10 protein-coding genes and 1 riboswitch are annotated in these 14,139 nt (G+C 76.0%); of the genes, 2 read left to right on the top strand and 8 right to left on the bottom strand.

Translation table 11 applies throughout. From position 1 onward, the window contains the following. Positions 1-56 precede the first annotated feature (56 nt). Positions 57-677: an L-threonylcarbamoyladenylate synthase gene (locus ATJ88_RS09260; protein WP_098463587.1), complete on the bottom strand. Its 621-nt coding sequence runs from the start codon at positions 675-677 to the stop codon at positions 57-59. 9 nt (positions 678-686) lie between these two features. Beyond that, a complete protein-coding gene (locus ATJ88_RS09255; protein WP_098463586.1) occupies positions 687-1,682 on the bottom strand; it encodes a threonine ammonia-lyase in 996 nt (331 codons plus the stop codon). Between the two features lie 91 nt (positions 1,683-1,773). Between ATJ88_RS09255 and ATJ88_RS09250 the strand changes: the two genes are divergently transcribed. Continuing rightward, positions 1,774-2,724 (top strand): LysR family transcriptional regulator, encoded by a 951-nt coding sequence (locus tag ATJ88_RS09250; RefSeq protein ID WP_098463585.1) that lies wholly within the window; start codon positions 1,774-1,776, stop codon positions 2,722-2,724. A gap of 13 nt (positions 2,725-2,737) precedes the next feature. Here the strand turns inward: ATJ88_RS09250 and ATJ88_RS09245 are convergent, their stop codons facing one another. Together ATJ88_RS09245 and ATJ88_RS09240 are read right to left on the bottom strand one after the other, a co-directional pair. Beyond that, a complete protein-coding gene (locus ATJ88_RS09245) occupies positions 2,738-4,594 on the bottom strand; it encodes an ABC transporter ATP-binding protein (RefSeq protein WP_098463584.1) in 1,857 nt (618 codons plus the stop codon). Next, a complete protein-coding gene (locus ATJ88_RS09240) occupies positions 4,591-6,450 on the bottom strand; it encodes an ABC transporter ATP-binding protein (RefSeq protein WP_098463583.1) in 1,860 nt (619 codons plus the stop codon). The genes ATJ88_RS09245 and ATJ88_RS09240 overlap by 4 nt, the downstream gene beginning before the upstream one ends. 157 nt (positions 6,451-6,607) lie before the next feature. Between ATJ88_RS09240 and ATJ88_RS09235 the strand changes: the two genes are divergently transcribed. Continuing rightward, positions 6,608-8,017 (top strand): hypothetical protein, encoded by a 1,410-nt coding sequence (locus ATJ88_RS09235; protein ID WP_098463582.1) that lies wholly within the window; start codon positions 6,608-6,610, stop codon positions 8,015-8,017. A 15-nt stretch (positions 8,018-8,032) separates the two neighbouring features. On the opposite strand, the gene thiD is transcribed toward ATJ88_RS09235, so the two are convergent. The 4 genes from thiD to ATJ88_RS09215 all read right to left on the bottom strand — a co-directional run bounded on the left by thiD (position 8,033) and on the right by ATJ88_RS09215 (position 14,073). Next, on the bottom strand, positions 8,033-8,884 hold the full coding sequence (gene thiD, locus ATJ88_RS09230; RefSeq protein ID WP_098463581.1) for a bifunctional hydroxymethylpyrimidine kinase/phosphomethylpyrimidine kinase: 852 nt from the start codon (positions 8,882-8,884) through the stop codon (positions 8,033-8,035). Continuing rightward, a riboswitch (TPP riboswitch) is annotated at positions 8,876-8,968 on the bottom strand. It overlaps the preceding gene by 9 nt. Before the next feature lie 75 nt (positions 8,969-9,043). Next, positions 9,044-10,054, bottom strand: coding sequence for a CNNM domain-containing protein (locus tag ATJ88_RS09225; RefSeq protein ID WP_098463580.1), 1,011 nt, complete (start codon positions 10,052-10,054; stop codon positions 9,044-9,046). Further along, on the bottom strand, positions 10,051-11,451 hold the full coding sequence (locus ATJ88_RS09220; protein WP_098463579.1) for a hemolysin family protein: 1,401 nt from the start codon (positions 11,449-11,451) through the stop codon (positions 10,051-10,053). The genes ATJ88_RS09225 and ATJ88_RS09220 overlap by 4 nt, the downstream gene beginning before the upstream one ends. A 192-nt stretch (positions 11,452-11,643) precedes the next feature. After that, positions 11,644-14,073, bottom strand: a complete 2,430-nt coding sequence (locus ATJ88_RS09215) for a glycoside hydrolase family 3 protein (protein WP_098463578.1) — start codon at positions 14,071-14,073, stop codon at positions 11,644-11,646. Positions 14,074-14,139: the final 66 nt, after the last annotated feature.

Raw genomic sequence — 14,139 nt, 5'->3', positions numbered from 1 at the left:
ACCCTAGCCCGACGGCGTGTCGCGCGGGTGAACGGCCCGGGACGCGGTCGCACCGGTCACTCGAACGGCGACGGGTCCCCCGCGCCGACGCGCACCACCTCGGGGTAGCCCGCGGAGAAGTCCACCACCGTCGTCGGCGCGGCGACCACGTCCCCGGACTCGACGACGACGTCGACCACGTGGTCGAGGGCGTCGGCGACCTCCCAGCCCTGCGTCATCGGCTCGTCGTGGTCGGGCAGGATGAGCGTCGAGGACAGCAGCGGCTCGCCGAGCTCGTCCAGCAGGGCGCGCACCACGCGCGAGTCGGGGATCCGCACGCCCACCGTCTTCTTCTTCGGGTGCGCGAGCCGGCGCGGCACCTCCGCGGTCGCCGGCAGGACGAACGTGTAGGGGCCCGGCGTCGCGGCCTTGATCGCGCGGAACTCGGCGTTGTCGAGCCGCACGAGCTGGCCGAGCTGCGCGAAGCTCGAGCAGACGAGCGTGAAGTGGTGCCGCGCGTCCAGGCGCCGGATCTGGCGGATCCGTTCGGTGCCGTCGTGCTGGCCGACCTGGCAGCCCAGGGCGTACCCGGAGTCCGTCGGGTAGGCGATGAGCGCCCCGTCGCGCAGGGCGTCCACGACCTGGTGCACGGCCCGGGGCTGGGGGTCGATCGGGTGGATGTCGACGACGCGTGCCATCCGGCCACCCTACGCCGGAACGGCCGTCCCGGTGCTGGTCAGCGCGCGCAGCAGCTCGTCGGGCGACGCGTTGCCGCCGCTGCACACGACGCCCACGCGCCGCCCGGCGAACCGGTCCGGGTGGGTCAGCACGGCCGCGAGCGCCGCGGCGCCGGCGCCCTCGGCGACGGTGCGCGCGGCGGTGAGGTAGGCGTGCTGGGCGCGGGAGATCGCGTCGTCGTCGACGAGGAGGAAGTCCGCGAGGCCGGTGCGCATCAGGCCCTGGGTGAGCGCGAAGCCGCGTCCGGTGGCCAGGCCCTCGGCGCGGGTGCGGATCGGCCGGGTGACGAGGTGTCCGGTGCGCCAGGAGTCGTGGGCGGCGGGGGCGCCGGTGGCCTGGACGCCCACGACGTCGACGTGGGGGGCGAACGCGGACGTCACGAGGCAGGCGGCCGCGGCGCCGGAGCCGCCGCCGACGGGGACGACGAGGACGTCGAGGTGGCCGGTGTCCTCGAGGAGCTCGAGGGTGGCGGTGGCGACGCCGGCGACGAGGTCGGGCTCGTCGGCGGCGGACACGAGGCGGGCGTCGCGCGCGGCGGCGAGGTGGGCGGCGTGGGCGGCGGCGGTGGTGAGGTCGGCGCCGTGCAGGACGACGTCGGCGCCGAGGGCGCGCACGGCGCGCTCCTTGACGGGGTTGGGTGCCTGCGGCATGACGATGGTGCAGGGTGCGCCGACCTGGCGGGCGGCGTGGGCGAGCGCCTGGGCGTGGTTGCCGGTGGAGTAGCCGACGATCCCGGCGGGCGGAGCGCCCTGGTGGAGGAGCAGGTTGAGGGCGCCGCGGGCCTTGAAGGAGCCGGTGCGCTGGAGGTTCTCGTGCTTGACGACGAGGCGGGTGTCGTGGGCGCCGGCGGCGTGCGCGACGTCGTCGAGCGCGGGGTACGCGGTGGCGGGGGTGCGCACGACGTGCCCGGCGAGGCGGTGGCGCGCGGCGAGGACGTCGCTCGGGGTGGGCGGCTGCTGGTCCATGCGTCCAGCATCGCGCCGACCCGATCCATCGGTCCAATGCCAGGTTTCTCGCCGATGCATCACGTGCGTCGATCGGTCGTAGGCTGGTCCCATGACCGACGCCCCTCCCCCGGCCGTCCAGCTCGACCTCACCCGGTTGCGGGTGCTCGCGGCCGTGGCCCGCACCGGGTCCGTCACCGCGGCGGCGCGCGAGCTGCACTACGCGCAGCCGTCGGTGAGCCACCACCTGTCGCGCCTGGAGGCGGAGGCCGGGATCCCGCTGCTGGAGCGCGCCGGGCGCGGCGTGCGCCTCACCGAGGCGGGCCGGATGCTGGCGGACCGCGCCGAGGAGATCATCGCCCGTGTCGGCGCCGCGCAGCGTGAGCTCGACGCGCTGGCCGGGCTGCGGGCCGGGCGGGTCCGCCTCGCCGCGTTCCCGTCGGCGCTGGCGACCGTGGTGCCGGACGCGGTGCGGCGGCTGCGGGCCGCGCACCCCGGGCTGGGCGTCACGCTGGTCGAGGCGGAGCCGCCGGAGGCCGTGGCCGCGCTGCGCTCGGGCGAGGTCGACGTGGCCGTCGTGTTCGAGCACCCGGACGTGCGTCACGCACGCAGCGTCGACGACCTCACGCCGTTCCTCGTGACCCCGGTGATGGAGGACTCCGTCCATCTCGTGACGGCCCCGGACGGCCCGGTGGCGGACGCCTCGGCGGCGCAGGAAGCCGCCGACGGGTCGGGCACGGGCCTGCTGCGCCGCTACGAGGACGCCACGTGGATCGCGGGCTGCGAGCGCTGCCGCGCGGACCTCGTCGCGCGGTGCGCGACCGCCGGGTACGCGCCGCGGATCTCGTTCGAGACGGACGACTACGTCGCGGTGCAGGCGCTCGTCGCCGCGGGCGCGGGCGTCAGCCTGCTGCCCGGCCTGGCGCTGCGGGCGCACCGCCACCCCGAGGTCGTCACCGCCCCCGTGCCGGGAGCGCGTCGCGACGTCCTGGCCCTCACCGTCGGCGAGCCGTCCGCCCCGGCCCGGGCGCTCGTCGAGCAGCTCGTCGCGGCCGGGGCGTGACCCGCACGGTCCCTCAGGCGATCGAGTCCCGCCACGCCGCGTGCAGCGCGGCGTAGCGACCACCCGCGGCCGCCAGCTCGGCCGGTGCACCGTCCTCGACGACCCGGCCGTGCTCCATGACGAGCACCCGGTCGGCGATCTCCACCGTGGACAGGCGGTGCGCGATGACGAGCGCCGTCCGGTCCGCGAGCAGCGTGCGCAGGCCCTCCTGCACCAGCCGCTCCCCCGGCACGTCCAGCGAGCTCGTCGCCTCGTCGAGCACCAGCACGGCGGGGTCGGCGAGGAACGCACGGGCGAAGCTGATGAGCTGGCGCTGCCCCGCCGACACCCGCCCGCCGCGCTTGTTGACGTCGGTGGCGTACCCGTCGGGCAGCGACGTCACGAAGTCGTGCACCCCTACCGCGCGGGCGGCGGCCTCGACCTCGGCGTCGGTCGCGTCGGGGCGGCCCAGCGCGATGTTCTCCCGCACCGACCCGCTGAACAGGTACGCCTCCTGGGTCACCATGACCACGGCGCGCCGCAGGTCGGTGGTGGACAGGTCGCGCAGGTCGACGCCGTCGAGCGTCACCGCGCCCTGCGACGGGTCGTAGAACCGGGTGACCAGCTTGGCCACGGTGGACTTGCCCGCCCCGGTGGTGCCGAGCAGCGCGACGGTCTGCCCGGCGGGCAGGTGCAGGTCGAGGTCCGGCAGCACGACCGGGCCCTCCCCGTACCGGAACGTCACGTCGTGCAGGTGGACGTCGCCGCGGGCCGCGGGCAGGGGCACGGGGTGGCGGGGCTCGGCGACGGTGGGCTCCTCGGCGAGCAGGCCCGACACCTTCTCCAGCGCGGCCACGGCGGACTGCAGGGCGTTGTAGAACATGCCGAGCTGCTGGATGGGCTGGAAGAACCGCTTGACGTAGAGCAGCACCGCGACCAGCGCGCCGACGTCCAGGGTGCCCTCCACGACACGCCAGCCGCCGAGCGCGAGCGCGACCGCCACGGTGACGTTGCCGATGAGCACCAGCCCGGGCTGGTAGCGGCCGTTGACGCCGAAGATCCGCAGGTTCGCGTCCCGGTACTCCTCGCCGAGGTGCGCGTACTCGGCCTCGGACGCCGGCTCGCGACGGAACGCCTGCACCGCGCGCATCCCCGTCATCGTCTCGACGAACTTCACGATGAGGCGCGCGGACGCGGTGCGCTGCTCGCGGTAGTACAGCTGCGAGCGCCGCTGGAACCAGCGGGTGAGCACCCACGCGGGCAGCAGGGCGCACAGCAGCACGAGGCCCGAGCGCCAGTCCACCCAGAACAGCGCGGCACCGGTGAAGACCATGAGCATGAGCGAGGACACGACACCGGTGAGCCCGCCGTCGAAGAGCTCGCGCAGCGCCTCCAGGTCGGAGGTCTGGCGGGAGATGACGCGCCCCGAGGTGTACGACTCGTGGAACTCCAGGGACAGCCGCTGCGTGTGGCGGAACACGCGGCGACGCAGCTCCAGCAGGACGCTCTGCGCGACGCGGGAGGCGGCGCGCACGTAGGCGCCGGCGCACACGCCGCCCAGCGCGGCCGCCAGCAGGTAGGCGCCGCCCACCGCCACCAGCGGCAGCGCGTCGTCGGCGACGAGGGCGGGCACGGCGGTGTCGATCGCGGCCTGGACGAGCAGCGGGCCGGCGACCTGGCCCGCTGTGCTGACCACGACGAGGAGCCCGGCCCAGGCGAGCGGTCGCCACCGGGGGCGGAGCAGCTCGCCGAGCAGGCCGAGCGAGCGGGTGCGGACCGCGCGCGAGGTGTCGGCGTCGAGGGTGGTGGCGTCGTCCGCGGCGGCGGTGGTGGCGCGGCGGCGGGCCGCGGGGCGGTCGGCGTCGGGGCGGTGGTCGGCGGGTGCGGTCACGGGCGGACCTCCTCGGTGTCCTCGCGGCGGGCCCAGTCGTCCTCGAGCGAGGCGATGACGTGGCGGTAGTGGGCGTCGGTGGCCAGCAGCTCGCGGTGGGTGCCGACGGCGGTGACGCGGCCGTCGGCGAGCACGGCGACCCGGTCCGCCAGCGCGACGGTGGAGGGCCGGTGGGCGATGACGAGGCTGGTGGTGTCGGCCAGGACGCGGCGCAGGCGCTGGGTGACCGCCTCCTCCGTGGCGACGTCGAGGGCGGACAGCGGGTCGTCGAGGACGAGGACGCGGGGCCGGGCCGCGATGGCGCGGGCCAGGGCGAGCCGCTGACGCTGCCCGCCGGACAGGGAGTGCCCCTCCTCCCCGATGCGGGTGTCGACGCCGTCGGGCAGGTCGCGCACGAAGTGGGCCTGCGCGATGTCGAGCGACTCGCGCAGAAGACGGTCGCGGGCGTCGTCGGGCAGGTCGGGGTCCGCGCCGAGCAGGACGTTCTCGCGCACCGTCGCGGAGAACAGCGTCGGGTCCTCGAAGGCGACCGCCACGGCCCGGCGGACGTCCTGGCGGCGCAGGGTACGCACGTCGACGCCGTCGAGCAGGACGGCGCCCCCGGTGACGTCGTGGATCCGCGGCACGAGCATCGCCAGGGTGGACTTGCCGGACCCGGTGAGGCCCACCAGGGCCGTGCTGGTGCCGGCGGGCAGGTCCAGGTCGAGGTGTCGCAGGACGGGCGGTCCGTCCTCGTGGGCGAACGTGACGTCGCGCAGCGCGACGTCGCCGCGGACGTCGTCGAGGCGGGCGGGGTGCGGGGGGTCGGCCAGTGGGTTGGGGGTGTCGAGCACCTGGAAGTACCGGTCGACGGCGGAGCGGGCGTTGAGGGTCATCGACAGGGTCTGGCCGAGGTCGACCACGGGACCGTTGATGACGGCGGCCGTGAGGAAGAACGCCGCCAGCGCGCCGACGGTGATCTCGCCGGACGCGGTGAGCCACACGCCAAGCACGAGGCACACGGCGAGCGTCGCCTCGGGGACGAGCTGGAGCGAGGTCGTCACCGTCGCCTGGTTGGACGCCTTGCGCAGCTCGGTGCGGCGCAGCTCCTCGGCCTGGTCGGTGAACGAGTCCAGGGCCTCGCGGTGGCGGCCGAACGCCTTGAGCACGCGGATGCCGTGGACGGACTCCTCGACGGTGGTGGCGAGGTCCCCGGACTGGTCCTGCGACAGCCGCGCGATGACGCGGTAGCGGCGGGAGAACCAGAACGCGATGACCGTGACGGGGACGGCGCCCGCCAGGTAGACCAGGCCGAGCCAGCCGGCGGTGCTCAGCAGGAAGCCGACGCCGACGACGATGGTGATGGTGGACACGACGAGCTGGAGGAGCCCGAACACGAGCCACCGGCGCAGCAGGCCGAGGTCGCCCATGGAACGGCTGAGGAGCTGCCCGCCGGGCCAGCGGTCGTGGAACGCCGCGGGAAGCTCCTGCAGGTGGCGGAACAGGGCGATCCGCAGCTCGGCCTCGACCCGGGTGCCGGGATACATCACGAGGTTGCGGCGCAGGAGCACCAGGCCCGCCTCGGCGAGCCCCAGGCCGAGGACGGCGAGGGTGGGCCACACGAGCGCGCCACGGTCGCCGGTCGCGACACCGGCGGCGAGGGGGCCCTCGACGAGCGCCTGGAGGACGCGCGGGATGGCGAGCGCCGCGAGGCTGGCGCCGAGGGCGGCCACCAGGCCGCCGATCAGCCGCGGGAGCGCGGGGCGGACGAACGGCAGCAGGCGGCGGAGCGAGGCGAGGGTGCTGAGCTCGGAGCCGGCGGGGGCGGCGGAGGGGCGGGCGACGGCAGGACCGTCCGGGTCCGGGGTGGGGGTCATCGATGTCCATTGTGGCACCGCGAACCCTCTCGATTGCCTCGGCACACCGATGCTGGGCACCCCCGGCCGGCGGCGCGCCCACCTTCCCGTCGCCACCGGCGGCACCCCCCGGGGACGGCGCGCCCGGGGCCCCGGGGATGCCCGTACGATGCCGGGCATGGGTGGAGCAGCGATCGTCGGACTGGTCACGGGTGCGGTGCTGGTGGTGACGGCCCTGGTGGCCGTGGTGGCGTGGTCGGTGCGCCGCCGTCGTACGCGCGACGCCGCCACCGCCGCCGAGCTCGACCGGCTCGGCGTCCGGGCCGGGTCCGCGCTGGTGCGCGCCGACGAGCGCGCCCGCCTCGCCGAGGACGAGCTGGCGTTCGCCGAGGCCGAGCTCGGCACGGAGGCGACCGCGGACCTCGCCGGCCACGTCCGTCGGGCCCGCGAGCACGTCGGCGAGGCGTTCCACCTCAACCAGCTCCTGCACGACCACGTCCCCGACACCGACGCCGAGCGCCGTGAGTGGTCCGCCCGCATCCTCGGGCTGTGCCAGGACGCCGAGGCCGTGCTCGACGCGCTCGAGTCCGGGCTGGCCGACCGCCGCCGCACCGCGCGGTCGACCCCGGCGGCGCTCGACCGGATCGCCGCCGACGTCGAGCGGGTCCGAGCCGCCCTGCCCGAGGCCCGGACCGACCTCGACGAGCTCGCCGCGCGCTACGCGCCCTCCGCGCTGCGGCCCGTGGCCGACAACCCCGCCCAGGCGGAGCGCCTGCTGGAGTTCGCCGGCCGCGGCCTGGCCGCAGCCCGCCGCAAGCTCGACGACGGCGAGCCCACCCAGGCCGCCGCGACCGCCCGCGCGGCCGACGAGTCGGTCGTGCGGGCCCAGGGGCTGCTCAAGGCCGTGCGCGACTTCGAGGCCGACGCCCTGACGGCCGAGGCCGCGCTCGGGGCGATGGTCGCCGAGTCCCGCAGCGAGCTCGCGCAGGCCCGCGCCCTGCCCGCCCCGCAGCGCGCCGGCGCCGTCGAGGTCGAGGCCGCCGCCACGGCGCTCCAGGCCGCGCTCGACGACCTGCCGGCGCCCGGGGAGCCGCAGGACCCGGTGGCGGCGCTGACCCGGGTCCGCGAGGCCAACACCGCCCTCGACGACGCCGTGCGCGTCCGCCTCGAGTCGGAGGACCGCAGCCGCCGGGCCACCGCCCAGCTCGCCCCGGCCCTCGACGACGCCGAGCGCCAGGTGTCCGCCGCGCGCGCCGTCGTCGACGACTACCGGGCACCCGTCGGGCCCGACGCCCGGACCCGCCTCGCCGAGGCGCAGCGCGAGCTGTCCGCGGCCCGCGCCGTGTCCGACCCGGAGCGCGCGGTGGACGCCGCCCGACGTGCCGCCGCCCTCGCCGCCGAGGCGGCGACGCTCGCGCACCGCGACATCGCCCGCACGCACGCCGGTCAGCACTGGGGTGCCCAGCACGCCGGCGGTCAGCAGTGGGGCGGCCACGGCCCGCGCGGCGGCTCCGGCGCGTTCGGTGCCGTGCTCGGCGGCATGGTGCTGGGCGGCATCCTCGACGACATCGGTGACATGTTCGACTGACGCGCGGCCCGCGGGTCAGCCCGCCGGCACCGCGACGCCCCGCAGGTGGGCGAAGTGGTCCACCGGGCCGCGCCCCGTCCCCACCTGCAGGTCCGCGCCGTGCCGCAGCGCGAGCGTCAGCCACTCCTTCGTGGCCGCGAGCGCCGCTCCCCAGTCGCCCGTCGACACGTACCGGGTCACCAGCCCGCTGGACAGCGAGCAGCCCGTACCGTGCCCGGCCCTCGTGCGCACACGCGGCGCGACGAGCTCCGTCCGGGGGCCGTCGGCGTCCACGAGCGCGTCGGGCGCGTGCGGGCCGCCCAGGTGACCGCCCTTGGCCACCACGAGGACGTCGTGCCGGGCGGCGAGCGTGGCCGCCTGGTCGAGCGCGGCGTCCCAGTCCCCCGCGACCGGCTCGTCGAGCAGCGCCGCGAGCTCCGGAAGGTTCGGCGTGACGACGTCGGCGTGGCGCAGGAGGTCCCGCACGGCCCCCTCGGCCGCGTCGTCGAGGAGCCGGTCCCCGGACGTCGCCACCATGACCGGGTCGAGCACCACGGGCGGCCGGGCGCCGTGCTGGTCGGCCAGCCACGTCGCCACCACGCCGGCGACGTCCGCGGTGGCCAGCATGCCGATCTTCACGGCGTCGAGCGTCACGTCCGCCGTCAGGGTGGACAGCTGCAGGGCGAGGAAGTCGGGCGGTGGCACGTGCACGCCGGTCACCCCGCGGGTGCTCTGCGCGGTCAGCGCGGTGACCGCGGCCATGCCGTACCCGCCGGCGGCGGCGATCGACTTCAGGTCGGCCTGGATCCCGGCGCCGCCGGACGGGTCGGACCCGGCCACCGCCAGGACGCGCGGCACGGGCGGGGCGGGCAGGGGCAGGTGGGTCATGGGCGACATCCCTCCGTCAGTGCGAGCTGCCTCAGGTTCGACGGGTGTGATCTCAGCGCCGTGGGCGCACCCCGTGTCGTGGCGCCACCGTAGCGCGACGGGGGCGGGCGACCCGCCGGTCGTCCGCCCCCGTCGCCACCGCACCGCTCGGCGCCCGCGTCACGCGGGTCGCGGGACCACCCGGCCGAGGACGTCGTGGAGGGTGACCACGCCGACGACCACCCCGTCGTCGACCACGACGGCCAGCTGTTCGCTCACGCGACGCATGCCCGCGAGCGCCTCGTGGACCGGGTCGTGCGACGTGACGACGTGGACGGGCCGGGCGAGGTCGGCCGCGGCGCGCGCCGGCGGCTCCAGGAGCGTGTCGCGCACGTGCACGACGTCGGGCCGGCCGGGGTCGCCGGACTGCACCAGGATCCGCAGGTGCCCGCTCGCGCGCGCGGCCGCCTGCACGTCGGCGACCGTCGCCGTCCGCGCGACCGCGGTCGGGCGGCTCCCGGGCCGCAGGAACGACCCGACGGTGCGGGTGGTGAGGTCGATCGCCCCGGCCAGCGGCGAGCGCACGCTGGCGTCCAGCACGCCGACCCGTGCCGAGTGCTCGACGAGGTGCCGGATCGTCGCGGCGTCGTGACCGCCGACCGCGGCGCTCTCGACCGGCTCCACCCCGACGCGTCGGACGAGCCGGTTCGCGACGGCGTTGGCGAAGGCGAGCACCGGGCGGAACGGCCACACGTACCAGCGCGCCACGGGGGCGACGAGCACGGCGGCGCGTTCCGGGTGGGCGATGGCCCACGACTTGGGCGCCATCTCGCCGACCACGAGGTGCAGGAACGTGACCGCCAGCAGCGCGAGGGCGAAGGCGAGCACGTCGGCGAGCCAGGCGGGCAGGCCGGTGGCCGTCAGCACGGGGGTGAGCCACGCGTCGACCGCCGGCTTGGTGACGGCGCCGAGCGCGAACGTGCACACGGTGATGCCGAGCTGCGCCCCGGCGAGCATGGTCGTCAGCTCATGGGTGGACCGCAGGGCGGCGCGCGCTCCCCGGCTGGTCGGCGCGGCCTCCTCCAGCCGGTGCCGGCGGGCGCCCAGCAGCGCGAACTCGATGACCACGAAGAACGCGCTCAGGACGATGAGCGCCATGGTGGCGCCCAGCACGAACCAGGGGTTGGTCATGACCGGTCTCCCTCGGCGTCGGACGGTGCGGCCGGGACGCCGACCGGGGTCGGCCCGGCCTCCAGCGTGAGGCGGACCCGGGCGGGGACGCGCCGCGCCACGTCCACGACGTGGGCGCGCAGGACGCGCCGGGGCGGGGAGTCGAGCGCGAGGTCGGCCGGGTCGACGGGCAGCTCGACGTCGACGACGTCGTCACGCGCGGGCAGGCCGCCCGCCACCGCGATGAGCAGCCCGGCGAGGGTCTCGAAGTCGCCGCGCGGCAGGTCGTGACCGGTCTCGCGCTCGACCTCGTCCAGATGGGCGTCGCCCGCGGCGAGCCAGGCGTCGGGGCCGTCGGCGACCACGTCCGGGGGCCGGTCGGCGTCGTGCTCGTCGGTGATCTCGCCGGCGACCTCCTCCGACAGGTCCTCCACGGTGAGGATGCCCACGAACCCGCCGTACTCGTCGATGACGCACGCGAGCTCCTGGCCGGCGTCCTCGAGCGCGCGCAGGGCGTCGGGCAGCAGCATGAGGGTCGGCACGACGACGGGCGGCCGCATGATCGACGCGGCGGGCGCGTCGTGGTCGGCGGCGGCGAGCACGTCGAGCAGGTGGACCACGCCGGCGGGCTCGTCGTCGGAGCCCATCACCGGGTAGCGGGTGTGCGCGACCGCCATGAGGGCGCGGACCTCGCCGACGGTGAGGTCGGGCGCCACGACGTCGACCCGGGAGCGCGGCACCATGGCGTGCTCGACGTCGCGGTGCGGGAAGTCGAGGATGCGGTCGAGGACGAGCGACAGGTCGGCGGGCAGGTCCCCGCTGTCGCGGGAGTCGGCGACGATGTGCTCCAGGTCGTCGGCCGTGGCGCTGGAGTCGACGTCGTGGACCGGCTCGATCCGCACCAGGCGCAGCAGGGCGTCGGCGGAGCGGTCGAACACGGTGACGAGCCAGCCGAAGACCGCCAGGTACACCTGCGTGGACCGGGCGAGACCCGTCGCGAGCGGTTCGGGGGCGGCGATCGCGAGGTTCTTCGGGAACAGCTCGCCGAAGATCATCTGCACCAGGGTCGAGGCGGCGAGCGCCAGGACGGTGCCGACCGCGACGCTGACCCCGGCCGGCACCCCGACGCCGCCCAGGAGCTCGCCGAGCGAGGCGCCGACGAGCGGCTCGGCGACGTACCCGACGAGCAGGCCGGTCACGGTGATACCGAGCTGGGCGCCGGACAGCATGAAGGAGGTGCGACGGGTGACCGTCAGCGCCCGGGCCGCGGCGGCGTCCCCGGCCGCGGCCCGGGCCGCGAGCCGGGACCTGTCCACGGACATGTAGGCGAACTCCTGGGCCACGAAGTAGCCGTTCGCCGCGATGATCACGGCGGTGGCCACGACACCCCCGAGGAGGGTCAGCCAGGTGGTCAGCACGTGCTCCCCTCCCCTCGGGCGCGGTCGCGCCGGGGATCGGGGTCCGGACTGTCGCTCCGGTCGCCGTCGGGCGACCCGGTGGTGCTCACGAGCGCTTCCACGCCTCTCGTCTCGGTGACGGGTTCACCGACACCAACGACGACGGCCGCGGGAAGTTCCCGGTCCGTCGCGACCCGCACGCGCGACGCGGCCTCAGGCGGAGGCGCGGGGGCTCGACAGCACGAGGCGCAGCACGTTGCGGGCCGTGCGCTGGAGCTCGCCCAGGGTGATGCCGTCGTCGGCGTGCAGGGACGCCAGCAGGGAGCCGTCACCGTGGCGGTCGTCGCGGTGCCAGGCCCCGGGCATGTGCACGTCCACCTGGGCGCGCACCCGGTAGGCGTCGTTCGTCAGCGCCGGGAAGTCGGGGTCGGTCGCCGGGCGCATCCACCAGTCGGTCATGACGGCGCCGGTGTAGCCCCACTCCTCGCGCAGCACCGTGGTGACGAGGTCGTGGTGGTAGTGCGCCCACACCCCGTTGACCTTGTTGTACGACGTCATGATCGTGCGCGGCGCGGACCGGGTCACGCAGATCTCGAACCCGCGCAGGTAGATCTCGCGCAGGGCCCGCTCGGAGACGCGCGAGTCGTTGTGCTCGCGGTTGGTCTCCTGGTTGTTCGCCGCGAAGTGCTTGGGGCAGGCGGCCAGGCCGGCGCCCTGGATGCCGTCGACGGTGGCGGCCGCCATGAGGCCGGTCACCAGGGGGTCCTCCGAGAAGTACTCGAAGTTGCGTCCGCACAGGGGGTCGCGCTGGATGTTCATCCCGGGCGCGAGCAGCACGTCCGAGCCCTTGGCCGCCATCTCGGCGCCCAGCAGCGCGTTGAGCTCGCGCACCAGGCCGGGGTTCCAGGTCGAGGCGAGCGCGGTGCCGCAGGGCAGCAGCGCCGTGTGCACGGCCAGGCGGATCCCGGCCGGGCCGTCCGTGGTCGTCAGGGCGGGCACGCCCTTGTCCCGCAGGGAGGCGACCGTGCCGCCCAGGGCGCCGGCGTTGCCGGGCTCGCCCAGCGGGGAGTCCATGGTGAAGTCGCCGCGTGTGAGGGCCTCCAGCTCGTCGTCGTCGAGCTGCGCGACGAACGCCTCGAGGGTCGCCCGCCCGGCCGCGACGTCGCCGAGCACGATCCCGACGTCGCCGGTGCGCTCCAGGGCGGCGGGCAGGCCGGCGAGGACCCGCTCGCGCCGCGCCACCGTGGCCGTCGGCACCTTCTCCACGCCCGGCTCGGCGAGGCCGTGCTCGCCCGGGCGCGCCACGACGCGCTCGAACGCGTGCTCGGGTCGCGGGGCCGCGACCTCGCTCAGGGTGCGCACGACGCGCAGCTCCTCGACGTCGACACCGCCGACCGGGCGGGCGGCGCGCACGTCGGCGCCGACGAGCACCTCGTAGGTGCCGGCCTCCAGGACGAAGGACGACCGGTGCCCGGTGACGCCCGCGTCGTCGTAGCCGGCGACGTCGGCGAGGTCGAACACGACCTCGACCGACGTGACGTCGCCCGGGCGCAGCACGGCGGTCTTGGCGAAGCCCACGAGGTGGCGCGCGGGGCGGCCGAGCAGGCCGTGCGGGGCGCGGACGTAGACCTGGACGACCTCGGTGCCGTCGTGGGTGCCGGCGTTCGCGACCTGCGCGGTGACGGTCACGGTGTCGCCGTCGCGGCCCACGACGACGTCGCGCACGTCGAAGGTGGTGTACGACAGGCCGAACCCGAAGGGGTAGAGCACGGCGTCGGGCGCGAAGGTCTCGAACCAGCGGTAGCCGACGTAGACGTCCTCGACGTACTCGTTGTGATCGGCGGCGCCGAAGTGCTCGTGGGTGGGGTAGTCCTCGTAGCGGTGCGCGACGGTCGCGGTGAGGCGGCCGCCGGCGGGGACGGCGCCGGTGAGGACGTCGACGACGGCCCGCCCGGACTCCATGCCGCCCTGCCAGGCCAGCACCACGGCGTCGAGCGCCTCGTCGCGCGTCCAGGCCAGGTCGATCACGTTGCCCGTGTCGACCACGACGACGGTCCGCTCGAAGGCGGCGCCGACCCGGGCGAGCAGGGTGCGCTCGTCGTCGGTGAGGAAGAAGCTGCCGTCCTCGAGGGCCTGCTCGCGGGCCTCGCCGGCGGCGCGGCCGACGACGACGAGCGCCAGGGGCGTGCGGGCGGCGACCTCGGCGATGTCGGCCTCGCTGAGCGGCATCTCGGGGTGCGAGCGCGGCCAGGTGCCCCACTCGGGCTCGGCCTCGACGGGGTGGGCGGCGCACCAGGTCTCGTAGCGCTCGGCGAGCGCGGCGTCCACCTCGAGCGCGGGGTCGGCGCGCAACGCGTCGAGGAGGTTCCAGCTGTAGGGCGGGCGGACGTCGCCGCCCGAGCCGTAGCCGACGGTGAAGTAGTCGACCTGGACGCGGCCGAACACCGCGATGGGAGCGCTCCCAGAAAGCGGCAGCACGTCGTGCTCGTTCTTGAGCAGCACCACGCCCTCGGCCGCGGCCCGCCGCGAGACCTCCCCCAGCCCGTCGGGGATCCACGTGTCCTTCGACCTCAGCTGCACGCGTCCCTGCGCGAGCTGGTCCTCGCCGCCGACCTGACCGATTCCTGCGCTGCGCTCGTTCACGCCGAGTACTGTACGCGGCGCACGTGGCGCCCGGCACCTTCTCCGGCCCTCGTCCGGGCCTCCGCG

Origin of the sequence: Isoptericola jiangsuensis (assembly GCF_002563715.1) — a bacterium.
In the GTDB taxonomy this organism is placed as follows: domain Bacteria; phylum Actinomycetota; class Actinomycetes; order Actinomycetales; family Cellulomonadaceae; genus Isoptericola; species Isoptericola jiangsuensis.
Note: the sequence above shows the minus strand (reverse complement) of the source record. Positions and strands in the feature narration are given on the sequence as shown.